The 25,274-nt window shown below is 55.2% G+C and carries 25 protein-coding genes; 16 read left to right on the forward strand and 9 right to left on the reverse strand.

Annotated elements, in window-relative coordinates:
* Positions 1-22: 22 nt before the first annotated feature.
* Together epd and tkt are read right to left on the reverse strand one after the other, a co-directional pair.
* The gene (epd, locus tag EM595_RS14375) at positions 23-1,042 is read right to left on the reverse strand and encodes an erythrose-4-phosphate dehydrogenase (RefSeq protein ID WP_067433482.1); all 1,020 of its coding nucleotides are present in this window, start codon (positions 1,040-1,042) and stop codon (positions 23-25) included.
* Positions 1,043-1,365: 323 nt separating this feature from the next.
* Complete coding sequence (gene tkt, locus EM595_RS14380; protein WP_067433485.1) at positions 1,366-3,357, reverse strand: transketolase; 1,992 nt, start codon at positions 3,355-3,357, stop codon at positions 1,366-1,368.
* A gap of 284 nt (positions 3,358-3,641) precedes the next feature.
* Between tkt and loiP the strand changes: the two genes are divergently transcribed.
* Positions 3,642-4,397 (forward strand): metalloprotease LoiP, encoded by a 756-nt coding sequence (gene loiP, locus EM595_RS14385; RefSeq protein ID WP_067433488.1) that lies wholly within the window; start codon positions 3,642-3,644, stop codon positions 4,395-4,397.
* A 40-nt stretch (positions 4,398-4,437) separates the two neighbouring features.
* Here the strand turns inward: loiP and EM595_RS14390 are convergent, their stop codons facing one another.
* From EM595_RS14390 to speA, 3 genes are all read right to left on the reverse strand, one after another.
* Positions 4,438-4,833, reverse strand: a complete 396-nt coding sequence (locus EM595_RS14390) for a YidB family protein (RefSeq protein WP_067433491.1) — start codon at positions 4,831-4,833, stop codon at positions 4,438-4,440.
* A 54-nt stretch (positions 4,834-4,887) separates the two neighbouring features.
* Positions 4,888-5,808 (reverse strand): agmatinase, encoded by a 921-nt coding sequence (gene speB, locus EM595_RS14395; RefSeq protein WP_067433494.1) that lies wholly within the window; start codon positions 5,806-5,808, stop codon positions 4,888-4,890.
* Positions 5,809-5,945: 137 nt separating this feature from the next.
* Complete coding sequence (gene speA / locus EM595_RS14400; RefSeq protein WP_067433497.1) at positions 5,946-7,922, reverse strand: biosynthetic arginine decarboxylase; 1,977 nt, start codon at positions 7,920-7,922, stop codon at positions 5,946-5,948.
* A 646-nt stretch (positions 7,923-8,568) separates the two neighbouring features.
* Here speA and metK point away from each other — a divergent pair.
* From metK to ruvX, 8 genes are all read left to right on the forward strand, one after another.
* The gene (metK, locus tag EM595_RS14405) at positions 8,569-9,720 is read left to right on the forward strand and encodes a methionine adenosyltransferase (RefSeq protein WP_067433500.1); all 1,152 of its coding nucleotides are present in this window, start codon (positions 8,569-8,571) and stop codon (positions 9,718-9,720) included.
* 497 nt (positions 9,721-10,217) lie between these two features.
* Positions 10,218-11,615 (forward strand): sugar porter family MFS transporter, encoded by a 1,398-nt coding sequence (locus EM595_RS14410; RefSeq protein WP_071852525.1) that lies wholly within the window; start codon positions 10,218-10,220, stop codon positions 11,613-11,615.
* 81 nt (positions 11,616-11,696) lie between these two features.
* A complete protein-coding gene (locus tag EM595_RS14415; RefSeq protein WP_067433505.1) occupies positions 11,697-12,209 on the forward strand; it encodes a SprT family zinc-dependent metalloprotease in 513 nt (170 codons plus the stop codon).
* A 46-nt stretch (positions 12,210-12,255) separates the two neighbouring features.
* Positions 12,256-12,960 (forward strand): deoxyribonuclease I, encoded by a 705-nt coding sequence (endA, locus tag EM595_RS14420; RefSeq protein WP_067433507.1) that lies wholly within the window; start codon positions 12,256-12,258, stop codon positions 12,958-12,960.
* A 120-nt stretch (positions 12,961-13,080) separates the two neighbouring features.
* Positions 13,081-13,812, forward strand: coding sequence for a 16S rRNA (uracil(1498)-N(3))-methyltransferase (gene rsmE, locus EM595_RS14425; protein WP_067433511.1), 732 nt, complete (start codon positions 13,081-13,083; stop codon positions 13,810-13,812).
* A 108-nt stretch (positions 13,813-13,920) separates the two neighbouring features.
* On the forward strand, positions 13,921-14,865 hold the full coding sequence (gene gshB, locus EM595_RS14430; protein ID WP_067433514.1) for a glutathione synthase: 945 nt from the start codon (positions 13,921-13,923) through the stop codon (positions 14,863-14,865).
* 187 nt (positions 14,866-15,052) lie between these two features.
* On the forward strand, positions 15,053-15,616 hold the full coding sequence (locus EM595_RS14435; protein ID WP_067433517.1) for a YqgE/AlgH family protein: 564 nt from the start codon (positions 15,053-15,055) through the stop codon (positions 15,614-15,616).
* Positions 15,616-16,029: a Holliday junction resolvase RuvX gene (gene ruvX / locus EM595_RS14440; RefSeq protein WP_173645378.1), complete on the forward strand. Its 414-nt coding sequence runs from the start codon at positions 15,616-15,618 to the stop codon at positions 16,027-16,029. The genes EM595_RS14435 and ruvX overlap by 1 nt, the downstream gene beginning before the upstream one ends.
* Here the strand turns inward: ruvX and EM595_RS14445 are convergent, their stop codons facing one another.
* Positions 16,030-17,052, reverse strand: coding sequence for a type IV pilus twitching motility protein PilT (locus EM595_RS14445; protein WP_067433523.1), 1,023 nt, complete (start codon positions 17,050-17,052; stop codon positions 16,030-16,032).
* Positions 17,053-17,067: 15 nt separating this feature from the next.
* Here EM595_RS14445 and EM595_RS14450 point away from each other — a divergent pair, with 15 nt between their 5' ends.
* Genes EM595_RS14450 through hemW form a run of 4 tightly spaced genes read left to right on the forward strand, consistent with a single transcriptional unit; the run spans position 17,068 to position 20,086 of the window.
* A complete protein-coding gene (locus EM595_RS14450) occupies positions 17,068-17,769 on the forward strand; it encodes a YggS family pyridoxal phosphate-dependent enzyme (RefSeq protein WP_067433526.1) in 702 nt (233 codons plus the stop codon).
* A gap of 12 nt (positions 17,770-17,781) precedes the next feature.
* Positions 17,782-18,336, forward strand: coding sequence for a YggT family protein (locus EM595_RS14455; RefSeq protein ID WP_067433529.1), 555 nt, complete (start codon positions 17,782-17,784; stop codon positions 18,334-18,336).
* Between the two features lie 21 nt (positions 18,337-18,357).
* Positions 18,358-18,951 carry an XTP/dITP diphosphatase gene (locus tag EM595_RS14460; RefSeq protein WP_067433532.1) on the forward strand — a complete coding sequence of 198 codons (594 nt, stop codon included), beginning with the start codon at positions 18,358-18,360 and terminating at the stop codon, positions 18,949-18,951.
* Positions 18,944-20,086 (forward strand): radical SAM family heme chaperone HemW, encoded by a 1,143-nt coding sequence (hemW, locus tag EM595_RS14465; RefSeq protein WP_067433535.1) that lies wholly within the window; start codon positions 18,944-18,946, stop codon positions 20,084-20,086. The genes EM595_RS14460 and hemW overlap by 8 nt, the downstream gene beginning before the upstream one ends.
* A gap of 44 nt (positions 20,087-20,130) precedes the next feature.
* Here the strand turns inward: hemW and EM595_RS14470 are convergent, their stop codons facing one another.
* The 3 genes from EM595_RS14470 to trmB form a co-directional block, all read right to left on the reverse strand.
* Positions 20,131-20,853, reverse strand: coding sequence for a YggN family protein (locus EM595_RS14470; protein WP_067433538.1), 723 nt, complete (start codon positions 20,851-20,853; stop codon positions 20,131-20,133).
* 89 nt (positions 20,854-20,942) lie between these two features.
* On the reverse strand, positions 20,943-21,269 hold the full coding sequence (locus EM595_RS14475) for a YggL family protein (protein ID WP_067433540.1): 327 nt from the start codon (positions 21,267-21,269) through the stop codon (positions 20,943-20,945).
* On the reverse strand, positions 21,269-21,988 hold the full coding sequence (trmB, locus tag EM595_RS14480; protein ID WP_067433545.1) for a tRNA (guanosine(46)-N7)-methyltransferase TrmB: 720 nt from the start codon (positions 21,986-21,988) through the stop codon (positions 21,269-21,271). The genes EM595_RS14475 and trmB overlap by 1 nt, the downstream gene beginning before the upstream one ends.
* Positions 21,989-22,141: 153 nt before the next feature.
* Between trmB and mutY the strand changes: the two genes are divergently transcribed.
* The 3 genes from mutY to mltC are packed head-to-tail and all read left to right on the forward strand — an operon-like array spanning position 22,142 to position 24,630.
* A complete protein-coding gene (gene mutY / locus EM595_RS14485; protein WP_067433548.1) occupies positions 22,142-23,224 on the forward strand; it encodes an A/G-specific adenine glycosylase in 1,083 nt (360 codons plus the stop codon).
* Positions 23,224-23,496, forward strand: coding sequence for an oxidative damage protection protein (locus tag EM595_RS14490; protein ID WP_067433551.1), 273 nt, complete (start codon positions 23,224-23,226; stop codon positions 23,494-23,496). Before mutY ends, EM595_RS14490 begins: the two co-directional genes overlap by 1 nt.
* A gap of 60 nt (positions 23,497-23,556) precedes the next feature.
* Positions 23,557-24,630, forward strand: coding sequence for a membrane-bound lytic murein transglycosylase MltC (gene mltC / locus EM595_RS14495; protein ID WP_067433554.1), 1,074 nt, complete (start codon positions 23,557-23,559; stop codon positions 24,628-24,630).
* The last annotated feature ends 644 nt before the right edge of the window (positions 24,631-25,274 follow it).

The raw sequence follows: 25,274 nt of genomic DNA on the forward strand, positions 1-25,274 counted from the left end.
TTTGTCAGACGCAGTCCGCGCCTTACCTGAAACCGCTTGCGGCCATGGCTAACGTGGTATCGAGCATCCGGTTAGCAAAGCCCCACTCGTTGTCGCACCAAACCAGCGTCTTGATCAGGTGCTGACCGCTGACCCGCGTTTGCGTGCCGTCCACAATGGCACTGTGCGGATCGTGGTTAAAATCTACTGAGACTAACGGCAATTCCGTATAGTCAACTATACCACGAAATGCCCCTTCTGCCGCCTTGCGTAACAAGGCGTTAACCTCTGTTGCCGTCACCGCCTGTTCAACGCTGACGCTCAGGTCAATGGCCGTCACGTTAATCGTAGGCACCCGCACCGCAATCGCCTCAAAGCGATCGTTAAATTTAGGAAAAATACGGGTAATGCCAGCCGCCAGCCGCGTATCCACCGGAATGATCGACTGACTGGCCGCGCGTGTCCGCCGCAGGTCGCTGTGATAGGCGTCAATCACCTGCTGATCGTGCATCGCCGAGTGAATCGTAGTGACCGTGCCCGATTCGATACCAAATGCATCATCCAACAGCTTGATGACGGGAATAATGCAATTGGTGGTGCAGGAGGCGTTGGAAACGATGCGGTCATCAGGCTGCAGCGCCTGTTCGTTAACGCCAAAAACCACGGTTGCGTCGAGATCGTTGCCGCCAGGATGCGAGAACAGCACCTTTTTGGCTCCCGCCTGCAAATGTGCTTCACCGTCCGCGCGGCTGCCATACACGCCGGTGCAATCCAGCACCACATCCACATTGAGTTCGCGCCACGGCAGATCGGCGATAGCGGGTTGATGCAGCAGGCGCAGCGTATCATCGCCGACCCACAGCAGATCGCGTTCCTGACGCACGTCAAATGCGAAACGCCCGTGGCTGGTGTCATATTTCAACAAATGCGCCATTCCTGCCGCATCGGCCAGCTCGTTGATGGCAACCACGGTGATTTCCGCGCGACGGCCGGTTTCATACAGGGCACGCAATACGTTACGCCCAATACGTCCAAAGCCATTTATCGCCACACGAACAGTCATACTTTTCCTGCAACCCCGGTGATTAAGGCGGTAAGCGTGAGTCAGACAGCGTAATTTGTACAGGAATTTTCGCCGCCCTTGTTTCAGCGTAACCTGTATATGGCACCTTTACTGAAACGGTTCAGCTACGATAATGGAAGGCAGGAATAAGCGGAATGATTGCGATCAATTCATCGTGCGAATTTTCGATCCACATCACAAAACCAGCAAAATTCTGGCTGCTGAATGCGCATCAAACAAATCATCGTCCGTGAGAACAAACCACAATAAAAAAGGGGACGATATGCTCGTCCCCTTTCTGCAGGCAAAGTGATTAAACGCGATTACAGCAGCGCTTTCGCTTTTGCCACCACGTTATCAACCGTAAAGCCAAACAGCTCGAACAGCTGCTCGGCCGGTGCGGATTCACCAAAGCTGGTCATGCCGACGATAGCGCCATTCAGGCCGGTATATTTGTACCAGTAATCGGCAATGCCCGCTTCGATGGCGACGCGTGCGCTGACCGCTTTCGGCAGCACCGATTCGCGATAGGCTTCATCCTGCTTGTCGAACGCATCGGTAGACGGCATGGAAACCACGCGCACCTTGCGGCCTTCGGCGGTCAGCGTGTTGTACGCACCTACCGCCAGTTCCACTTCAGAACCGGTTGCGATCAGAATCAGCTCAGGCTGGCCATCGCAATCCTTCAGCACATAGGCGCCGCGCGCCACGTTGGCCAGCTGCTCGGCTGTACGATCCTGCTGGGCAAGGTTCTGACGCGAGAAGATCAGCGCGGTTGGGCCATCCTGACGCTCGATGGCATATTTCCACGCCACAGCAGATTCAACCTGATCGCAGGGACGCCACAGGCTCATGTTTGGCGTAGTACGCAGGCTGGCCATCTGCTCAACCGGCTGATGCGTTGGGCCGTCTTCACCCAGGCCGATGGAATCATGGGTATACACCATGATCTGACGGATTTTCATCAATGCAGCCATACGGGCCGCGTTACGGGCATATTCCACAAACATCAGGAAGGTTGCGGTGTACGGCAGGAAGCCGCCGTGCAGCGCAATGCCGTTGGCGATAGCGGTCATACCGAATTCGCGCACGCCGTAATGAATGTAGTTACCGGCAGCATCGTCGTTGATTGGCTTTGAGCCAGACCAGATGGTCAGGTTGCTCGGGGCCAGATCCGCAGAACCGCCCAGATATTCCGGCAGAATCTTACCGAAGGCTTCGATGGCGTTTTGCGACGCTTTACGGCTGGCGATTTTGGCCGGATTTGCCTGCAGTTGCTCAATAAACTTCTGCGATTCCTGCTGCCAGTTAGCGGGCAACTGGTTGGTTGAGCGGCGCTTGAATTCCGCGGCCAGCTCAGGATGCGCCTGCGCATAGACAGCAAATTTCTCGTTCCAGGCTGACTCTTTCGCCTGGCCCGTCTCTTTGGCATCCCACTGCGCGTAGATGTCTTGTGGAATCACGAACGGTGCGTGTTCCCAGCCCAGCTGTTTGCGGGTCAGCGTGATTTCGTCATCGCCCAGCGGCGCGCCGTGCGAATCGTGCGTGCCCGCTTTATTCGGTGAACCAAAGCCGATAACGGTTTTGCACATCAGCAGTGATGGCTTATCGCTGACGGTTTTCGCTTCTTCAATCGCGGCTTTAATGGCATCGGCGTTATGTCCGTCTACGCCCTGCACCACGTGCCAGCCGTATGCTTCAAAACGCTTCGCGGTATCGTCAGTGAACCAGCCATCAATGTGGCCGTCGATGGAAATGCCGTTGTCATCATAAAATGCCACCAGCTTGCCCAACTTCAGCGTACCGGCCAGTGAACAGACTTCATGGGAAATGCCTTCCATCATGCAGCCATCGCCCATAAACACGTAGGTATTATGGTCAACAATGTCGTGTCCCGGACGGTTGAACTGTGCGGCCAGCGTGCGTTCAGCAATGGCGAAACCCACTGCGTTAGCGATGCCCTGGCCCAGCGGACCGGTGGTGGTTTCAATGCCCGCGGTGTAGCCATATTCCGGGTGGCCTGGCGTTTTGGAGTGCAGCTGACGGAAGTTTTGCAGCTCGTTAATCGGCAGATCGTAGCCGGTGAGGTGCAGCAGGCTGTAGATCAGCATGGAGCCGTGACCGTTGGAGAGCACAAAGCGATCGCGATCGGCCCACAGAGGATTTACCGGGTTGTGGTTCAGGTAGTCGCGCCATAACACTTCAGCGATATCCGCCATGCCCATCGGGGCGCCCGGATGGCCCGATTTTGCTTTTTGCACAGCATCCATACTCAATGCGCGAACGGCATTGGCCAGCTCTTTACGAGAAGACATGTTTTACTCCAGATCGGATATACGGCTTGGCCACACTTAACCTATTGTAATTAATGGATTATAAGGCAAAGCCAGGGGAAAGATGCCGATCAATGTACATGAAATAAGGGTAGAAAGTACATGGCGTACAATGCGATTTATCATGCGTAATTCGCGCATTCCGCGGTGTGCTGCTGGAAATCTGTGCACACTCCCGTTATAAACAACAGATTCTGCGCTGGCCTCTGTTGCGCAGGCTACTTTGCACACGCTTTTTTGCCTTGTTATTGAATGGAAACAATCTGATGAAAATGACCCAACTCGCCGCCACTCTCGGCGTTACCCTGCTGCTAGCCGGCTGCCAGAATTTCGACAGCAATGCGCTAATGCAGTCCGGTGCGCAGGCTTTTCAGGCCGTCACGCTCAACGATCAGCAGGTGAAAACCCTGAGCGATCAGTCGTGCCAAAAAATGGACAGCGAAAATAAGGTAGCGGATGCCAACGATCCGTATCAGCAACGACTGAATAAAATTGCTGCCGCGCTGGGCGACAACATCAACGGCACGCCCGCTAACTACAAGGTTTATCTGACCAAAGACGTCAACGCCTGGGCGATGGCCAACGGCTGTATCCGTGTTTATAGCGGCCTGATGGATTTAATGTCCGACAATGAAGTGACCGCGGTAGTGGGTCATGAGATGGGTCACGTTGCACTGGGCCATACGCGCAAAGCGATGCAGGTTGCGTACGGCACCACGGCGGCGCGCACCGCGGCGGCTTCAGCGGGCGGCATTGCGGCCACGCTTTCGCAGTCACAGCTGGGTGAAATGGGTGAAAAGCTGGTGAATGCCCAGTTCTCACAGAGCCAGGAATCACAGGCGGATGATTACTCGTTCGATCTGCTGAAAAAACGCGGCATCAGTCAGGAAGGTTTGGTGACCAGCTTTGAGAAGCTGGCAAAACTCGAAGGGGCGCAGCAGAGCAGCAGCATGTTTGACTCGCATCCGTCATCCAGCGCCCGCGCTGAGCACATTCGTCAGCGTATCGCCGCAGGCAAATAAATCAGTGAAACAAAAAGGGGCGTCAGTTGCGCCCCTTTTTCTATTTCAGGAAGCCTTTTAGCAGGCCGCCAACATCACTTTTGCCCGGTGAACTGGTATCCAGCTCGCCTTTCGGCGACAGCTTATCTACCACCATCGGCAGCATTTTTGCCACCGTGGATGCGGCGCTGTGAATATCCGTGCCCAGCTTATCTGCCAGCGATTTCAGACTCTCTTCGCCCAGCGCAGCATGCACTTCTTCGCCGCTCACCGGCTTGTTACCGCTGTTGCTCAGCCAGGAGTCAACTACCGACGACAGACCGCCGCTGCGCAGTTTTTCCAGCAGCCGATCCGGCCCGCCCTGCTCCTGTACCCATTTCCAGATAGCGAGTAGCTGATTAAACTTCACGCCCTGAGCACCGCCGAGCGCGCCGCTTAAATCATCAAGTAATCCCATATTTCTCTCCTGCAAGCTTCTGAACAGAGTTAAGTGTAGTCGGCGAAGCGGCTATCAACCTTTATTGACCGCCTGCACGTGCAGCATATCCAGCGCCAGCGTCGCCGCCGCCAGGGCGGTCAGGTCGGACTGGTCGTAACCCGGCGCCACTTCCACCAGATCCATACCCACGATGTTCATGCCCTGCAGGCCACGTACCAGCTTGGTTGCTTTATCGGTGGTCAAACCGCCGATCACCGGCGTGCCGGTGCCAGGCGCGTGCGCCGGATCGAGGCAGTCGATGTCAAAAGTCAGGTAAACCGGCAAATCGCCTACAATCTGCTTCACCTGCTGCAGAATATCGTCAACGCTGCGGTCATTCACCTGCGCGGCATCCAGCACGGTATAGCCGAGATCTTTATCAAATTCGGTACGAATACCGATCTGCACGGAATGCGCTGGATCGATCAGCCCTTCGCCTGGCGCATGATGGAACATGGTGCCGTGATCAAACTTAGCGCCGTTGGAATAGGTATCGGTATGCGCATCAAAATGCACCAGTGCCATTTTGCCAAAATGTTTGGCGTGCGCGCGCAGCAGCGGCAGCGTGATGTAGTGATCGCCGCCGAAAGTCAGCATGCGCTTGCCGCTGGCCAGCAGTTTTTCTGCGTGCGCCTGCAGTCGGTCGGTGAGATCCTGCGAATCACCAAAGGCGTAAACCAGATCGCCACAGTCCACCACGTTCAGGCGCTCACGCAGGTTAAAGTTCCACGGCCAGCGGCAGCCTTCCCACGCCAGGTTAGTAGAAATTTGACGGATCGCGCCCGGGCCAAGGCGGCTGCCAGGACGGCCTGAGGTCGCCGCATCAAATGGAATACCGGTAATAACCCACTCCGCATCGCTATCCCACGGGGTAAAGTGAACCGGGAAGCGCATAAACCCAAAGGCGTTGGAAACCAGCGAGTTGTCATATTCATGACCAAGGGTGTTATTCATAACAAATCCTCTGTTTTGCCTGTGCACAGCGGTATCAGGCTAAAAAAATCCCCTCCGCGTCGTTAACCCGACGAGGAAGGGATCGATAACGTTAGTTAACGTCACCAGACGACGTTAACTTTAGGGCAGTAACGCGGTTACTCATCTTCCAGATAGGTGTAACCGTACAGGCCGCTTTCAAACTCCTCAAGGAACTGCGCGCGCAGCTCTTCGTCGAGATCGGTTTGCTTCACCTGATTACGGAACAGCGTCATCAGCTCTTCCGGATCAAGCTGCACATATTCCAGCATATCGGCAACGGTATCGCCTTCATCAGAGAGCTGCACTTCAACGCTGCCATCCGGGAAGGCAAAGACGTCAACGGCTTCGGTGTCGCCAAACAGGTTGTGCATGTTGCCAAGAATTTCCTGATAGGCGCCAACCATAAAGAAGCCGAGCATCGGTGGATTTTCCACGTCGTACTGCGGCATCGGCATGGTAGTGGCGATGCCGTCACCGTCAACATAGTGATCGATGGTGCCATCGGAGTCACAGGTGATATCCAGCAATACTGCACGGCGCTCAGGCACCTTATCCAGCCCTTCCAGCGGCAATACCGGGAACAGCTGATCGATACCCCACGCATCCGGCATCGACTGGAACAGCGAGAAGTTGACGTAAATTTTATCCGCCATGCGCTCCTGCAGTTCGTCGATAATCGGGCGGTGCGCGCGGTTGCTTGGATCCAGATGCTGCTGAATATAGTGGCAGATACTCAGATAGAGCTGTTCCGCCCAGGCGCGCTGGCCGAGATCGTAAGTGCCCGCCGAGTAGCCGGTATGGATATCAGAGAGATCCATCTGGCTGTCGTGCAGCCATTCACGCAGTGAACGACGGTTGTTTGGCTCGTGCATCTCCAGCCAGGTTTCCCACAGGCTGATGATGGGACGCGGCGCATCAGCTTCTGGCGCCACCGGTGTGCTGAACTCGTTGCGTTCAACGCCGATGATGTTAGAAACCAGCACCGTATGGTGCGCGGTTACCGCACGGCCCGATTCGGTGATCACTGTTGGATGCGGCAGACCATGCTCTTCACAGGCATCGCCAATCGCCCAGATCACGTTGTTGGCATATTCGTTCAGGCCGTAGTTCACCGAACAATCTGACTGTGAGCGCGTACCTTCATAGTCAACGCCCAAGCCGCCGCCAACATCGAAACATTTTATGTTCACGCCCAGCTTGGCCAGCTCAACATAGAAGCGCGCCGACTCGCGCACGCCGGTGGCGATATCGCGGATATTGGACATCTGCGAGCCGAGATGGAAGTGCAGCAGCTGCAGGCTTTCCAGACGATCCGCTTCACGCATGATTCTGACCAGTTCCAGCACCTGCGTCGCCGACAGACCGAACTTCGATTTTTCGCCGCCGCTTGACTGCCATTTACCGGAGCCCTGCGATGCCAGACGCGCACGAATACCGAGGCGCGGCACCACGTTCAGCCGTTCTGCTTCTTCCAGCACCAGCTTCACTTCGGTCATTTTTTCGAGAACCAGATAGACCTTGTGGCCCATTTTCTCGCCGATCAGCGCCAGACGAATATATTCGCGATCTTTGTAGCCGTTACAGACAATTACCGAGCGCGTCATACCGGCATGCGCCAGCACCGCCATCAGCTCAGCTTTAGAACCCGCTTCCAGACCCAGCGGCTCGCCGGAGTTGATCAGCGACTCAATCACGCGTTTGTGCTGGTTAACCTTAATGGGATAAACCAGGAAGTAGTCGCCGGTATAGCCATAGGATTCGCGCGCACGTTTGAATGCGGCATTGATGGAGCGCAGGCGGTGTTGCAGAATTTGTGGAAAACAGAACAGCGCAGGCAGTCGTTGCCCTTCCGCTTCGCGTTCTTTAACCAGCTTCGCCAGATCGACGCGCGCTGAGGGCACATCCGGATCGGGACAAACGCTGATATGACCTAATTCGTTAACGTCATAATAGTTATTTCCCCACCAGGCAATGTTGTATGTGCGCAGCATTTTGCTGGCATCCTGATCGCTCATCGCTACCTCCTGCATGGAGCGGAGTACACCCTGTTCGCCTGCTGACGAACCCTTAATGTTTTTCATGTCGTCAGACATTGCGAACCTCAATATAAGTAGTTACTGATAAAGTGTAAAACACGTCGCCAAACTCCGTGTTACGAATGATAAAAAAGCGTAAGCCATCCCTCAGCAGAGGCTGAGAGGTCCGGAAATCACAAATTTAACCGGCGCTCGTGTCGTGATGATTACCGAATCGATTAAAATTTCGGCTGATTGCGAAGGAAGAGATCAACGGGATGAGGCACTGAAGCACGAAGCCGCGCAGCGAACCGGAAGAGAGAAGAAAAGCCTGGTTCATTACTCGCATCACCTCCACACATACGGTCAGCATGTGGATAAACGGTAAGAGGATGAATATCAGATATCGCGTAACCTTCCCGCGCCTGACTAAGTGCCAACAGAGCAGCGGCGTTTTATACAGCGGATAAGGGTTAAATGCAAAAACAAAATATTGAATTTGCAGCAGATGTCCGAATATTTAATATATCTTTCCCGCATCACGCGCGATCTAACAAAAAAATTACTGGCAATTCGCCTGAGCTGTAACCTAGAATGGACGTCCAGATGTTAATCCATCTAAACCCTTTTTTGCTGCTCACGGCGTTGCCTGATGGAGCATGCAGATGGCGCAGCCACGCATGCTATGCAGTGCTTTCTAAACCGATTTCTAAGGTACAGATAAATGGCTAAACACCTTTTCACATCCGAGTCCGTATCCGAAGGACATCCCGATAAAATCGCTGACCAGATTTCCGATGCCGTGCTGGATGCGATTCTCGCTCAGGATCCTAAAGCGCGCGTAGCCTGCGAAACCTACGTTAAAACCGGTATGGTGCTGGTTGGTGGTGAAATCACTACCAGCGCATGGGTCGATATCGAAGAGATTACCCGTAATACCGTACGCGATATCGGCTATGTCCATTCCGATATGGGCTTTGATGCGAACTCATGCGCCGTGCTCAACGCCATCGGCAAACAGTCGCCGGATATCAACCAGGGCGTTGACCGCAGCGATCCGCTGGAGCAAGGCGCTGGCGATCAGGGCCTGATGTTTGGTTACGCTACCAACGAAACCGACGTGCTGATGCCTGCACCGGTGACCTATGCGCACCGTTTAGTGCAGCGTCAGGCTGAAGTTCGTAAAAGCGGCGAGCTGTCATGGCTGCGTCCGGATGCGAAAAGCCAGGTGACCTTCCAGTACGCCGACGGCAAAATTGTCGGTATTGATGCGGTCGTACTGTCCACGCAGCATTCTGAAGAGATCGGTCAGAAGGATCTGCAGGAAGCGGTGATGGAAACCATCATCAAGCCGGTACTGCCTGCTGAATGGCTGAACGCCGACACCAAATATCACATCAACCCAACCGGCCGTTTCGTTATCGGTGGGCCAATGGGCGACTGTGGTCTGACCGGCCGTAAAATCATCGTTGATACCTACGGCGGCATGGCGCGTCACGGCGGCGGTGCTTTCTCCGGCAAGGATCCATCAAAGGTTGACCGTTCAGCGGCCTACGCAGCGCGCTACGTTGCCAAAAACATCGTTGCTGCTGGCCTTGCCGATCGCTGTGAAATTCAGGTTTCCTACGCTATCGGCGTGGCAGAACCGACCTCCATCATGGTGGAAACCTTTGGCACCGAGAAGATCTCTACCGAGCAGCTGACGCTGCTGGTGCGTGAATTCTTCGACCTGCGTCCTTACGGTCTGATTCAGATGCTGGATCTGCTGCATCCGATCTACCGTGAAACTGCTGCCTACGGTCACTTTGGCCGCGAACATTTCCCATGGGAAAAAACGGACAAAGCAGCGCTGCTGCGTGAAGCCGCTGGCTTCTGATTATCCGTTTAATTTCTAACTAAAGCGGGCTCTGGCCCGCTTTTTTTGTTCCTGCGCATCTTTTTACTTATTTTCCGATAGCGATTTTTCTGAAAATTCGTCCCAAATCCCGCTAAAAAACTGCTGATAATCGCCGTCTGGCGCAGGCATTTTCATCATCCTCATCTACAATTTTCCCTGCCCGCTGAAGCATTTAAATGATAACGATTACAATTTGAAACGCTTTACTTTTCTGTAATTTAAGAATTTCAGGCCGTGGTTTTCATAATTGAAATGCGTTATTTTCAGCGTCGTCTGATAGCCGATAAATAGAAGGATGTCAGAAACTTAACAACTGCTCTACCTTACTGGTTATTGACCAATCCAGGGTGATAAATGCTGAAAAACAGGGTTTCGGCGTGTGTAACCGATTACACCAGTGTGATCTGTCTCACTTTTTACTCTGCGCGGGTTTTTTAACATTCATAAAAACAATGATGGATACATGTGGAGGCAAAATGCCTGGGAATACACACAAAAGCAGGACTTCAAATAAGGCAATGACCTTATTTGTCTGCTTTCTTGCCGCACTGGCGGGCTTACTTTTCGGACTCGATATCGGCGTGATCGCCGGTGCGCTGCCGTTTATTGCTAAAGACTTCAACGTTACTGCCCACCAGCAGGAATGGATTGTCAGCTCGATGATGTTCGGCGCGGCGATCGGTGCGATCGGTAGCGGCTGGATGTCCTCGCGTCTGGGACGTAAGAAAAGCCTGATGGCCGGTGCCGTTCTGTTTGTGATCGGCTCGCTCTGGTCATCCATGGCGCCAAACCCCGATATGCTGATCGTGGCACGCGTGCTGCTGGGTCTGGCAGTGGGTATCGCCTCTTATACCGCTCCACTTTACCTCTCTGAAATTGCGCCGGAAAAAATCCGCGGCAGCATGATCTCCCTTTACCAGCTGATGATCACCATCGGTATTCTGGGCGCTTATCTCTCCGATACCGCGTTCAGCTTCACCGGCAACTGGCGCTGGATGCTGGGCATTATCACCATTCCTGCCCTGCTGCTGCTGATTGGCGTCTTCTTCCTGCCAAACAGCCCACGCTGGCTGGCGGCGAAAGGCAACTTCCGCGATGCACAGCGCGTACTGGATCGCCTGCGTGATACCAGCGAACAAGCGAAACGTGAGCTGGATGAAATTCGCGAAAGCCTGAAAATCAAACAGAGCGGCTGGAGCCTGTTCACGTCCAACACCCATTTCCGTCGCGCCGTTTATCTGGGCGTTCTGTTGCAGGTTATGCAGCAGTTCACCGGTATGAACGTCATCATGTATTACGCGCCGAAAATCTTTGAAATCGCTGGCTTTACCAATACCACCGAGCAGATGTGGGGCACAGTGATTGTGGGTCTGATCAACGTACTGGCGACCTTTATCGCTATCGGTCTGGTCGATCGCTGGGGCCGTAAACCTACACTGACGCTGGGCTTCCTGGTGATGGCGGCAGGTATGGGCGTGCTGGGCACCATGCTGCACATGGGCATCCATTCTGTTGGCGCGCAGTACTTTGCCATTGCAATGCTGCTGATGTTCATCATCGGTTTTGCCATGAGTGCGGGTCCGTTGATTTGGGTTCTGTGTTCTGAAATTCAACCGCTGAAAGGCCGCGATTTCGGTGTCACCGTTTCAACCACTACCAACTGGATTGCTAACATGATCGTTGGCGCCACCTTCCTCACCATGTTGAATACGCTCGGCAACGCCAACACCTTCTGGGTGTACGCGGGTCTGAACATCTTCTTCATCGTGCTGACGCTGATGTTGATTCCTGAAACCAAAGGCGTTTCGCTGGAGCATATCGAGCGTAACCTGCTCGCCGGTAAGAAACTGCGTGATATCGGTCATCGCGACTGAGAGTAAATTAACGGCGGGATCATCCCGCCGTTTTTCTTTCCACTGATTGCCATCCCCTCTTCTGCGATTTATCCTCCCGACATGAAACCGATTCGTCTTCCCGTCGCCCTGCAACAGGCCGTGATGCAGTCGCTGCGCACCCATTTGCAGCAGGCTAATCAGGCACTGAAAACCCACTACCCGGAACCGGCGCTCAATTATCAACAGCGCGGTACCGCCGCGGGCACCGCCTGGCTGGAGAGCTGGGAGATTCGCCTCAATCCTGTGCTGTTGCTGGAAAACCAAAACGCCTTTATCGACGAAGTGGTGCCGCACGAACTGGCGCATCTGCTGGTGTGGAAACACTTTGGCCGCGTGCCGCCGCACGGCAAAGAGTGGCGCTGGATGATGGAAACCGTGCTTGGCGTTCCGGCGCGTCGTACCCACCAGTTTGCCGTCGCCTCGGTGCGGCGCAATACCTTTCCCTATCGCTGTCGTTGCCAGCAGCACCAGCTGACGGTTCGTCGCCATAATCGCGTGCAACGTGGCGAAACGCAGTATCGCTGCGTGCACTGCGGCGACGTTTTGCAGGCGGAATTATCCGCCAGCAGCTAAATCTGCTACCCTGCGAGCACGCTTAGCTAAAGACAAAATTTGGAATATGCCTCGCAAATTAATCATCGCATCCGCGCTGCTTTTTACATCTTTCGCCGCACAGAGTCTCAACCTGAATAATTATCATCAGAATAATTTTCAGCAGGCGAAAACCTATGCCGTTGAGATCAACAGCGGCGCGCCCTCTTTCTACTGCGGCTGTAAAATCAGCTGGCAGGGCAAGAAAGGCACGCCCGATCTCGCTTCCTGTGGCTATCAGCCGCGTAAAAACGCTGAACGTGCCAGCCGCATCGAATGGGAACACGTGATGCCAGCCTGGGAGTTTGGTCATCAGCGCCAGTGCTGGCAGGATGGCGGCCGCAAAAACTGCAGCAAAGATGCGGTATACCGCAAAATCGAAAGCGACCTGCATAACCTGCAACCCGCCATCGGCGAAGTGAACGGCGATCGCGGCAATTTTCCCTACAGCCAGTGGAACGGCAGCGAGCAGCAGTATGGCCGTTGTGAGATGAAGGTAGACTTTAAAAACAAGCAGGCGGAGCCGCCCGCCCGTGCCCGCGGTGCCATCGCACGCACCTACTTTTACATGCGCGACCAGTACAAGCTGCGCCTGTCACGCCCACAAACGCAGCTGTTTGAAGTATGGGATAAACAGTATCCGGTATCGGCGTGGGAATGTGAGCGCGATACGCGCATTGCGCGGGTTCAGGGCAACCATAATCCGTACGTGCAGCGTGCTTGCCAGCGCTAAAATCTCTGCCCTACACTAAGACACCCTTTTACGTCGGGCCTGCGGTTAACGCTGGCCCGGCCTTTCACTTACGTCCTGGCCACGCGTTATAACGCGAGGCTTTTTATTCTCAGGAAGCCCATGCGTATACCCCGCATTTATCACTCAGAACCTCTTCACGTTGGCAGCGAAATCGATCTGGAAGAGGATGCCGCCAACCACGTTGGACGCGTACTGCGCATGAGCGCCGGTCAGCAACTCGAGCTATTTGATGGCACTAATCTGACTTTTTCGGCTGAGATAACGCAAGCGGACAAAAAGCGTGTAAAAGTAAGGGTTGTTAGCAGCAATGCGGATAACCGCGAATCGCCGTTGCATCTGCATCTTGGGCAGGTGATGTCGCGCGGCGAGAAAATGGAGTTCACCATCCAGAAATCCATTGAGCTGGGCGTGAACGTCATTACCCCCTTGTTTTCTGAACGCTGTGGCGTGAAGTTAGACGCTGAGCGGCTGGCAAAGAAGATTCAGCAGTGGCAAAAAATTGCCGTTGCCGCCTGTGAACAGTGCGGCCGTAACTGGCTGCCTGAAATTCGCCCGGCGATGACGCTGCAGGCCTGGTGTGCGGAAGCGGACAGCGGGCTAAAGCTTAATCTTCATCCGCGCGCGCAGCACAGCATCAATACGCTGCCGCAGCCGGTAGAACGCGTGCGCCTGCTGATTGGTCCTGAAGGCGGCCTGACCACAGAAGAGATTGCGATGACGGCGGATCAGGGCTTTACTGATATTTTGCTCGGCCCGCGCGTCTTGCGCACCGAAACCACCGCGTTAACGGCCATTACCGCATTGCAGGTTCGATTTGGCGATCTCGGCTAACGTTGCCCCGCGGCGCTAAGTCAGCCTGGCCTGTTTGTGGCATGCTACTGCACAGCTAAACTAAACGAATAAATGAAGCGAGCCATTAAGGCTCACCGGGAGAATAAGATGATTAAGTTAGGCATTGTAATGGACCCCATCGCGTCCATTAATATTAAAAAAGACAGCAGCTTTGCCATGTTGCTGGAAGCACAGCGCCGTGGTTACGAAATTCACTACATGGAGATGAACGATCTCTATCTGCGCGGCGGCGTGGGCCGCGCCCGCACGCGCACGCTGAGCGTCGAGCAGAACTACGACAAATGGTATGAATTCGGCAGCGAGCAGGACATTGCGCTGGCCGATCTTAACGTCGTACTGATGCGTAAGGATCCGCCGTTTGATACCGAGTTTATCTACGCGACCTATATTCTGGAACGCGCTGAAGAACAGGGCACGCTGATCGTCAACAAACCGCAAAGCCTGCGTGACTGTAACGAGAAGCTGTTTACCGCCTGGTTTGCCGAGCTGACGCCAGATACGCTGGTAACGCGCAGCAAAGAGCAGATCCGCGCCTTCTGGGAAGAGCACGGCGATATCATTCTGAAACCGTTGGACGGCATGGGCGGCGCCTCGATTTTCCGCGTGAAGAAAGAGGATCCGAACCTGTCGGTGATCATCGAAACGCTGACCGAACACGGTAACTTTTACTGCATGGCGCAGAACTATCTGCCTGCGATTACCGAAGGCGACAAGCGCGTGCTAATGGTCGACGGTGAACCGGTGCCTTACTGCCTGGCGCGCATTCCTAAGTCGGGCGAAACCCGTGGTAACCTCGCGGCCGGTGGCCGTGGCGAAGCGCGTCCGCTGACCGAAAGCGACCTGGAAATTGCTCGCCGTGTTGGTCCAACCCTGAAAGCCAAAGGGCTGATTTTTGTTGGCCTCGACATCATTGGTGATAAACTCACCGAAATTAATGTAACCAGCCCAACCTGCATTCGCGAAATCGAAGCCGCTTTCCCGATCTCCATTACCGGCATGTTAATGGATGCCATTGAAAAGCGTTTGGGCTGATTCAGCAAACGGGGGGTGATCCCCGTTTTGCCAACCCGTTAATTGTACTTTCGGCACAAACCGCGAGCTTCATATTGCGCTTACGCTTGCCTGCTGCCGATGAGCCAGGTGAGTCGACAGAGTGCCGTATTATGAAGCGGCGCGGTTTGTTGCCAACAGCAATTGACCGCAGATAAAACGAGTGAGAATGAATTTACAGCATCATTTTTTAATTGCGATGCCTTCGCTACAGGACCCGCTCTTCAAACGCTCGGTGGTCTACATTTGCGAGCACAACGATGAGGGAGCAATGGGCATTATCGTGAATAAGCCGATGGAAAACCTCAACGTTGACGGCATGTTGAAAAAGCTGAAGATCTCTCCAACCACGCGTGATCCGGCCGATAAGCTTGATAAACCGGTGTTCTCCGGTGGCCCGCTGGCGGAGGATCGCGGCTTTATTCTGCATTCTGCGCAGCGCACTTTCGCCTCCAGCATTCGTATCTCTGATAACACGGTGATTACCACTTCCCGCGACGTGCTGGAGTCCCTGGGCACCCCAGAGCAGCCGCAGCATGTGCTGGTGGCGCTGGGCTATTGCGCGTGGGAGAAAGATCAGCTGGAAGAGGAGCTGCTGGAAAATGCCTGGCTGACCACCTCCGCCGACAGCAACATCCTGTTCCATACCCCGATTGCTGAACGCTGGCGTGAAGCGGCGAAAAGCATTGGCGTGGATATTCACAATATCGCCAGTGAAGCAGGTCATGCCTGATGTCGCATACGCTTCTGGCCTTTGATTTTGGCACCAAAAGTATCGGCGTGGCGATTGGCCAGCAGATCACCGGCAGCGCCCGTCCGCTAACCGCCATTAAAGCGCGTGACGGCATTCCTGACTGGCAGCTGATCGAGCGCCTGCTGAAAGAGTGGCAGCCCGATTTCGTGGTGGTTGGCTTGCCGCTCAACATGGATGGCACCGAACAACCGTTAACTGACCGCGCACGGAAATTTTCCCAGCGCCTGCATGGCCGCTTTGGCGTGCGCGTTGAGCTGCACGATGAACGTCTCAGCACCGTTGAAGCACGGGCAGAGCTGTTTGCTCACGGCGGATTTCGTGCGCTGAACAAAGGCAGCGTCGACTCGCTGTCGGCGGTGATCATCCTTGAAAGCTGGTTCGATACGCACTGATTAACCGCCTGCGTCCGGCGTTGCCGCCGCAGCCACCAGCGCCAGCCGGCTGCGCTCCTGCAGGCTCTGTTCAAAGGTTTGCATGCCAGACTGCGCGCCGGTTTGCAGCAGGCCCGGCAGCTGATGGGTTTTGCCTTCGCGGATCAGGTTGGCGGCCGCAGGCGTGTTGATCAACACTTCAAACAGGCCAATGCGACCGCCCTGCCGCGCCGCAACCAGCCGCTGCGCCACCACCGCCTTCAGGCTGCCCGCTAACTGCGTGCGCACCAGATTTTTCTCTTCGGCAGGAAACACATCCACCAGCCGTTCCACCGCCTGCGCTGCGCCCCGGGTATGCAAGGTTGCCAGCACCAGATGGCCGGTTTCTGCCGCCGTCAGCGCCAGGCGTATGGTTTCGCTGTCACGCAGTTCACCCAACAGAATGACATCGGGATCTTCTCGCAGCGCCGCTTTTAGTCCCAGCGCAAAGCTGCTGCAGTGCTGGCCCACCTCGCGCTGCTGAATCAATGCCCGCTGGCTGCGGTGCACAAACTCAATGGGATCTTCCAGCGTCAGAATATGCACATCGCGCTGCACATTGAGCTGATGGATCATCGCCGCCAGCGTGGTGGATTTACCGCTGCCGGTGGCGCCGGTCAGCAAAATCAGGCCATCCTGCTGCTCAAGCAGCGTTGATACCACAGCAGGCAGCCGCAGCGTCTCCAGCGCCGGCGGTTCGCTGGCAATCAGCCGCAGCGCCAGCGAAAGGCCATTACGCTGTGCAAACAGGTTGGCTCGCAGACGCGTGCCATCAGTGGTGGTCAGAGCAAAATCGACATGGCCAACGCTCTCCAGATAGCCAAGCTGCGTGGCACTGAGCCACTGGCGCGCCAGCTCCTCCAGCCGCTCGCCAGCCACTGTCTGCTGTTGTGGAATGGGTTCCAGTGCGCCATATCGCCGCCACAGCGGCAAATGTCCGCTGCAAAGGTGCAGATCGGCGGCATTATGCTTTACACTAAGCGCCACGATATCATCCACATTCATAATACTCTCCCGACTATGACCTCAATTCAGCACAACCTACAGCACGTACGCCAGCAAATCTCAGCGGCGGCGCAGCGTTGCGGCCGCGCTTCCGAAGAAGTCAGGTTGCTTGCAGTCAGTAAAACCAAGCCTGTGAGCGCGATCGAAGAAGCTATTCAGGCAGGCCAGCTCGCCTTTGGGGAAAATTACGTTCAGGAAGGGGTTGAAAAGATCGTGGCGCTGGCCTCACATCAGCAGGTGGAGTGGCACTTTATTGGGCCACTGCAGTCGAACAAAAGCCGTTTGGTCGCAGAGCATTTTCACTGGTGTCACACGGTGGATCGTCTGCGCATCGCCAGCCGACTGAGTGAGCAGCGTCCTGCGGCGCTGGGCGAGCTGAACGTCCTGATTCAGGTCAATATCAGCGACGAAGCGAGCAAGTCAGGCATTGCGTTACCGGACGTAGCGGCGCTGGCTGATGCTATCAGCGCCCTGCCCAATCTGCGGCTGCGCGGGCTGATGGCTATTCCGGCACCGCAGTCCTCTTATCAGGATCAACTGGCCGTCTGCCTGAAAATGGCCGGCGCTTTTGAGGCACTACAACGAGACTATCCTTCTGTCGATACGCTTTCTCTGGGAATGAGCGACGACATGGACGCCGCGATTGCGGCAGGCAGCACCATGGTGCGCATTGGAACCGCCATTTTTGGCGCACGCGATTACTCCACACAACAATAATTGAGGAACCTCATGCTGACGCTGACTTTTCTGGTCAAAACCCTGATCGACCTGTACGTAATGGTGCTGCTGTTGCGCATCTGGATGCAGTGGGCGCGCTGCGATTTTTACAATCCGCTGGCGCAGTTCGTGGTCAAAGTGACCCAGCCTATCGTCAAGCCGCTGCGTCGCGTTATTCCGGCTATTGGGCCGGTGGATACCGCCTCTCTGCTGCTGGCGTTTGTGTTGACCACGCTGAAATACCCGATTTTACTGCTGATTCAGGTGGGTGCCTTTTCGGTCGATCCAACCAACCTGCTGGTTGGGCTGCTGTCGCTGCTGAAATCGGCGGGATATCTGGTGTTCTGGGTGATCATCATTCGCTCACTGATGAGCTGGATCAGCCAGGGACGCAACCCGGTAGATCAGGTGCTGCTGCAGCTGACCGAGCCACTGATGGCGCCGATTCGTCGTATGCTGCCCGCCATGGGCGTCATCGACTTCTCCGCCATGATTGTGATTCTGGTGCTGTACGCGCTGAACTTCCTCGGCATGGATCTCTTCCCTGGCCTGTGGTACCTGCTGTAACCGATGAATTCTGGAACTCCTATGCAAAAAGTAGTACTCGCTACCGGCAACGCCGGTAAAGTGCGCGAAATGGCCGATCTGCTGGCGGACTTTGGCCTCGATGTCGTGGCGCAAAGCGACCTTAACGTCATCTCCGCTGAAGAGACCGGCCTGACCTTTATCGAGAATGCCATTTTGAAGGCGCGTCACGCGGCGCAGATTACCGGGCTGCCTGCCATTGCCGATGACTCGGGTCTGGCAGTAGATGCGCTTGGCGGCGCACCGGGCATCTACTCGGCGCGTTACGCCGGTGAAGATGCCAGCGATGAGCAGAATCTGCAAAAATTGCTGGCAGCGCTGGAAAACGTGCCAGACGATCGCCGTCAGGCGCAATTCCACTGCGTGCTGGTTTATGTGCGTCACGCCGCCGACCCAGTGCCGCTGGTGTTCCACGGTAGCTGGGCCGGTGAGATTGCCCGTGCGCCAGCGGGTGCAGGCGGCTTTGGTTACGATCCGATTTTCACCGTGCCCGAACTGGCAAAAACCGCCGCCGAGCTGAGCAAAGAGCAGAAGCGTGCGATTTCTCATCGTGGAAAAGCGTTGAAGCTGCTGCTGGATGCCATGCGTAATGGTTGAGTTGCCGCCGCTGAGCCTTTACATCCACATTCCGTGGTGCGTACAAAAATGCCCTTATTGCGACTTCAATTCACACGCGCTCAAGGGCGAAGTGCCGCACGAAGAGTATGTGCGTCATCTGTTGGCCGATCTCGATAACGATGTGGCGCTCACCGCAGGCCGCGAAGTCAGCACCATCTTTATTGGCGGCGGCACGCCGAGCCTGCTCAGCAGCGAAGCGATGCAGCTGTTGCTGGATGGCGTACGTGCACGTCTGCCGCTGGCCACCGACGCGGAAATCACCATGGAGGCGAATCCGGGGACGGTAGAAGCCGATCGTTTCAGCGGCTACCAGCGCGCTGGTGTGAACCGCATCTCCATTGGCGTGCAAAGCTTTAGCCCGCAGAAGCTGCAACGTCTGGGACGCATCCACGGCCCGGAAGAAGCGATTCGCGCGGCACATCTTGCCGCCGGGCTGGGGCTGCGCAGTTTCAACCTCGATTTGATGCACGGCTTGCCCGATCAGTCGCTGGCTGAGGCGCTGGACGATTTAAAACAGGCGATTGCGCTCAATCCGCCGCACCTCTCCTGGTATCAGCTGACTATCGAGCCGAACACCCTGTTTGGATCGCGGCCGCCGGTGCTGCCGGATGACGATTCGCTGTGGGATATTTTCGAGCAGGGCGATGCGCTGCTGCGCGCTGCCGGTTATCAGCAGTATGAAACCTCAGCCTATGCCAAACCCGGCTATCGCTGCGAACACAACCTGAACTACTGGCGCTTCGGTGATTATCTCGGTGTGGGTTGTGGCGCACACGGCAAGCTCACGCAGCCTGACGGCACGATTCTGCGCACGGTAAAAACGCGTCATCCACGCGGATTTATGGCGGGAAATTATCAGGAAAAGCAGTTTGCCGTTGCCGATCACGACAAGCCGTTTGAGTATTTCATGAACCGTTTTCGTCTGCTGGAGGCGATGCCGCGCGACGAGTTCAGCCGCTATACCGGCCTGCCGGTAGCGATCATTCGGCCACAGATCGATTGTGCGCTGGAGAAAGGCTACATCACAGAAAGCGAGCAGAGCTGGCAGATTACCGAACAGGGCAAGCTATTTTTGAATTCGCTGCTGGAGCTGTTCCTCAGCGAAGAAGAATAGAAAAAGGCGGCTCTGGGGCCGCCTTTTTTATCCCTGCTAAACGATCAGGAACGGATACCGGCAACCAGCGCCTTGCGCTGCGCTTCCAGCGTCGTCACCCGGTTACAGACTTCGTGACCGAAGTTCTGGAAATCCTGTTCCTGATTGCTCCATTCCGCCTGAATCGCCTGCTGTAAACCGCCGAGATTGCCCATAATCGCCTGCAACGGATTACCGTTGCCACCGCCGCCGGACTGCTTTGAGCCCATTTCATTCAGGCTGTCCTGCAAGACGCCACCGAGGCTGCTCTGCACCAGCTGTTCACCATCCTGACGTACCTGATCGATCGCCTGGTGGTGGAACGTCAGCCCATCGCTGCGATGTTCGATAATGCGGTTCATCTGCTGCTTAAGCTGGGTATTCAACGTGCTGAGACGATTACGCACGTTGCTCTGCTCGCCCAGCTTCTCAACGATAACCCGATCCAGCGCCACGCGCCCTTTTTCCAGACGCTGTGTGGCGCCCTGATCGATCCACGGCAGATCGCGACGCAGCGCAGCCTGATAATCGATCGCTTTCTGGCGCGTGGCGTTATCGACCTCAACGGCGCTGCCGTTGAACTTCACGTTGCCAGTGGGGGAAATTTCGAGGTTGCCATTGCTGCCAACCACCTGCACGCTCTGCGGACCCACCACCACGTCATCCTGTGGCTTCACGCTGCATTCGTAAGCGGCCTGCGCCTGAACGGCGGCCAGCATCAGCATCGCCGCCAGTGTTTTTCGAATCATGCCTTCTCCTGATTAGGGTTATCCTGCGCCCGGAAGGGAGCGACCGGGGTGCCCGATCGCGGTATTGCATGCTCAGCGGGACGTGCTGCTTAGTCCCACCAGACGTCGAATAGTTCAGTGACTTTAACGTCGGCGTACTGGCGATCTTCCAGCCATTTGCGCACCAGTTCACGATGCTCGTCGGTGCATTTGCCAGTCTGCTGCAGGCAGATTAAACCTTCCCACTGCAGATATCCGCTGCCATCAAACGCCAGGCCCGCGGGATCGATCACTTCGTTAATCAGGGCATCAACGGCGGCATCAATTTCCGCTTCGCTGGTGCCGTCGGGAAAACGCCAGGCAACGGAAAAGCCCAGTTCCTGAAACTCATCAATGTGCAGTTTTTTCCGCAGACGACGACTACGTTGTGTGGCCATTATTTCACCCTCTCAAACATTAAATCCCATACGCCGTGGCCCAGTCGCTGCCCGCGTTGCTCAAACTTGGTTAACGGTCGCGATTCAGGACGCGGCACATAATTGCCCTCCTCGGACAGATTTTTATACCCGGCGATGCTGCTCATCACTTCCAGCATGTGCTCGGCGTACTGTTCCCAGTCGGTGGCCATGTGAAAGACGCCGCCCAGCTTCAGCTTGCGCATCACCAGTTCAGCAAAAGGCCCCTGCACGATGCGGCGCTTATTGTGACGCGCTTTATGCCAGGGATCGGGGAAGAAGAGCTGCACCATGCGCAGTGAGTGATCGGGAATCATCTTTTCCAGCACTTCCACCGCATCGTGACACATCACGCGCAGGTTGTTGACGCCCACCTCTTCCGCCGCGCTCAGACAGGCCCCAACGCCGGGAGCATGCACTTCAATGCCGAGAAAATTTTGCTGCGGATTGCTGCTGGCCATCGCCACCAGTGACGCGCCCATGCCGAAGCCGATCTCCAGCACCGTGGGTGCCTCGCGGCCAAACAGTTGCGGCAGATCGATCGGTTCAGGCTGGTATTCAACGCCCAGAACTGGCCAGAGTTGATCCAGCGCCTGCTGCTGGCCTTTGGTCAAACGACCCTGGCGGCGTACAAAACTGCGGATGCGCCGCAAAGGCCGTCCGTTCTCATCAAATTCTGGAGTTATGACGTCATTGATCATCGGTTGCCTGCTGCTGTGCTTATTTTGGGAAAACGGCATTATGCAAAGTTACCAGGCAGAAGCAAGCTCTTGCAAACTTCCGGTTTACAGCATTACGCGTCTGTGCTGGAATTCCTGCCTGAGTGTAGAGTAATCACGGAAAATTTCCTTCTTATGATGCAAGCGCAACCATTCGCGCAACAAGTGCTGGAATGGTATCAGCGCTTTGGCCGCAAAACCCTGCCGTGGCAACAGGAAAAAACGCCTTATAAAGTCTGGCTGTCAGAAGTGATGCTGCAACAAACGCAGGTCGCCACGGTGATTCCCTACTTCCAGCGTTTCATGGCGCGTTTTCCAACCGTAACCGATCTTGCCGCCGCGCCGCTGGATGAAGTGCTGCATTTGTGGACCGGGCTGGGCTATTACGCCCGTGCGCGCAATCTGCATAAAGCAGCACAACAAATAGCGGATAAACATCAGGGCATCTTCCCGCAAAACTTCGAGGACGTCTCAGCGCTGCCAGGCGTCGGTCGCTCCACCGCGGGCGCCGTGCTGTCGCTGTCGCTCGGCCAGCATTTTCCTATCCTTGATGGCAACGTAAAACGCGTGCTGGCACGCTGTTATGCCGTCTCCGGCTGGCCCGGCAAGAAAGAGGTAGAGAAAAAGCTGTGGCAGATCAGTGAAGAGGTCACACCGGCGCAGGGCGTCAGCGAATTTAACCAGGCGATGATGGATCTCGGCGCGCTGGTCTGTACGCGCTCCAAACCGAAATGCGAACTCTGCCCGCTGAATCGCGGCTGCATCGCCTATGCCACCAGCAGCTGGGCGAGTTACCCGGGCAAAAAGCCGAAGCAGACGCTGCCGGTGCGTGAAGGCTGGTTTTTGATGATGCAGCGCGACGACGGCATCTGGCTGGAGCAGCGCCCGCCCGTGGGCCTGTGGGGTGGCCTCTATTGCTTCCCACAGTTTAACAGCGACGCCGATCTGCGCGACTGGCTGCGCAGCCAGGGACGCGATCCGGCGGCGTTGCAGCAGCTCACCGCCTTCCGCCATACCTTCAGCCATTTTCATCTCGATATCGTGCCAATGTGGTTACCCGAGCCTTCTTCCGGCGCAGCGATGGATGAAGGCAGTGGTCTCTGGTATAACTTAGCGCAACCGCCGTCTGTGGGACTGGCCGCTCCGGTTGAGCGGCTGCTGCAACAGTTGCGTCACCCACAACAATTGACGACCCGCGTGACCGAAGAGGAAGAGTAATGAGCCGCACTATTTTTTGTACCTATTTACAGCGTGATGCTGAAGGCCAGGATTTTCAGCTCTATCCTGGCGAGCTGGGTAAGCGTATTTACAACGAAATTTCGAAAGAAGCCTGGTCGAAATGGATGGCGAAACAGACCATGTTGATCAACGAGAAAAAGCTCAACATGATGAACGTAGCCGATCGTAAGGTGCTGGAGCAGGAGATGGTTAACTTTCTGTTTGAAGGCAAAGAGGTTCATATCGACGGTTATACGCCACCAGAAGCGTAACCGTTTGGGCCTCGGCTGAGGCCCGCACTTTATCAGGCACTGACACTAGTCGACTCTAAAATGAATAAAAAATTAATTGCCTTAATGGTAATAGCGCCACTCCTGATCTCCTGCTCCGGCAATAAAAAGCAAGTTTCACACGAAGAATGGGTCAAAGACACCAACGCTTTCGATATCTTAATGGGCCAGTTTGCCCATAACATCGAGAACATCTGGGGCATCAATGAAGTTCTGATCGCCGGCCCGAAAGATTACGTAAAATATAGCGATAACTACTATACGCGCAGCCACATCAACTTTGATCGCGGCTCAATCACCATTGAAACCATTTCTGGCACCGATCCTTCGGCCAGCCTGCGTCAGGCGATTATCAGTACGCTGTTAGTCGGCGACGATCCCGGCAATGTGGATCTCTATTCCGACGCCAACGATATCAAGATCAGTAAAGAACCGATGCTCTATGGCCAGGTACTGGATAACACCGGTGCGCCGATTCGCTGGCAGGGCCGCGCCGCCAGTTTTGCTGATTACCTGTTGCAGAACAAGTTGCAGCGACGCACTTCCGGCCTGCATGTGATCTGGTCGGTGACCATTCCGATGGTGCCGAACCACCTCGACAAACGTGCGCATAAGTATCTGCCGCTGGTGCGTAAATCTGCCGATAAATACGGCGTTGACCAGTCGCTGATTCTGGCAATCATGCAGATTGAATCGAGCTTCAACCCCTACGCAGTCAGCCATTCTGATGCGCTGGGCCTGATGCAGGTGGTGCAGCACACCGCTGGCGTTGACGTGTTCCGCATGAAAGGGAAATGGGGCAAACCGAGCCGCAGCTACCTGTTCGATCCGGAAAACAACATTGATGCCGGTACCGCTTATCTGTCGATTCTGCAAAACAGTTATTTGGGCGGGATTTCCAACCCAACCTCCCGCCGTTATGCGGTGATCACCGCTTACAACGGCGGCGCCGGTAGCGTGCTGCGTGTGTTCTCAAGTGATAAGAACCGTGCGTTTAACCTGATTAACGCCATGTCACCAGCGCAGGTTTACCAGACGCTGACCAGCGATCACCCTTCCGCCGAGTCACGACGTTATTTGTATAAGGTGAGTACCGCGCAGCGGAGTTATCGATAGGGATGGGATTTTGTTTCGTTCTGCCTGGCGGCGGCTTTTAAGGTCAACGTCTTAAGGTCAACGGCCATTTCGTTCTGCCCTACGGGCCGCCCGAGCAGGGGCGGCATGCGCCCCCCCCTGCACCCCGGCTATCCGGCAAACACAACCGCCCGCCTCAGGCGGGTACCTTCGTCGGTTCACATTTCTTCACGGACCGCTCGCGATTCGCTCCTGCTCAGCGCTCCCTTGTCCCGCCATCCATGGCGGGACATCCTAAAATGTTCACCTCCTCAGCGGTGGTGATGCCTCCTCAAGGTCAACAACCAGGTCAAAACCCAAGTCAAAACCCAAATATCTAAGGCACAGACACTTCGACTTTTAAGTTTGTTGGAGTTCAGGTTTTGGGTTTTAGTTTTGGATTTCGAGCTTTGAGCTTTGAGCTTTGAGCTTTGAGCTTTGAGCTTTGAATTTTAGATTTTAGATTTTAGATTTTAGATTTTAGATTTTAGATTTTAGGTTTTAGGTTTTAGGTTTTAGATTTTAGGTTTTATTTAGAATTTCATCTTTTATCTTTTCGGGTTTGACCTGGGTTTTGACCTTGAGGAGGCATCACAAACGCCGAGGGAAAAGCGTTTTCCAGGGCGAGCCGCAGGGATGCGGCGAGA

Origin of the sequence: Duffyella gerundensis, from assembly GCF_001517405.1 — a bacterium.
In the GTDB taxonomy this organism is placed as follows: domain Bacteria; phylum Pseudomonadota; class Gammaproteobacteria; order Enterobacterales; family Enterobacteriaceae; genus Duffyella; species Duffyella gerundensis.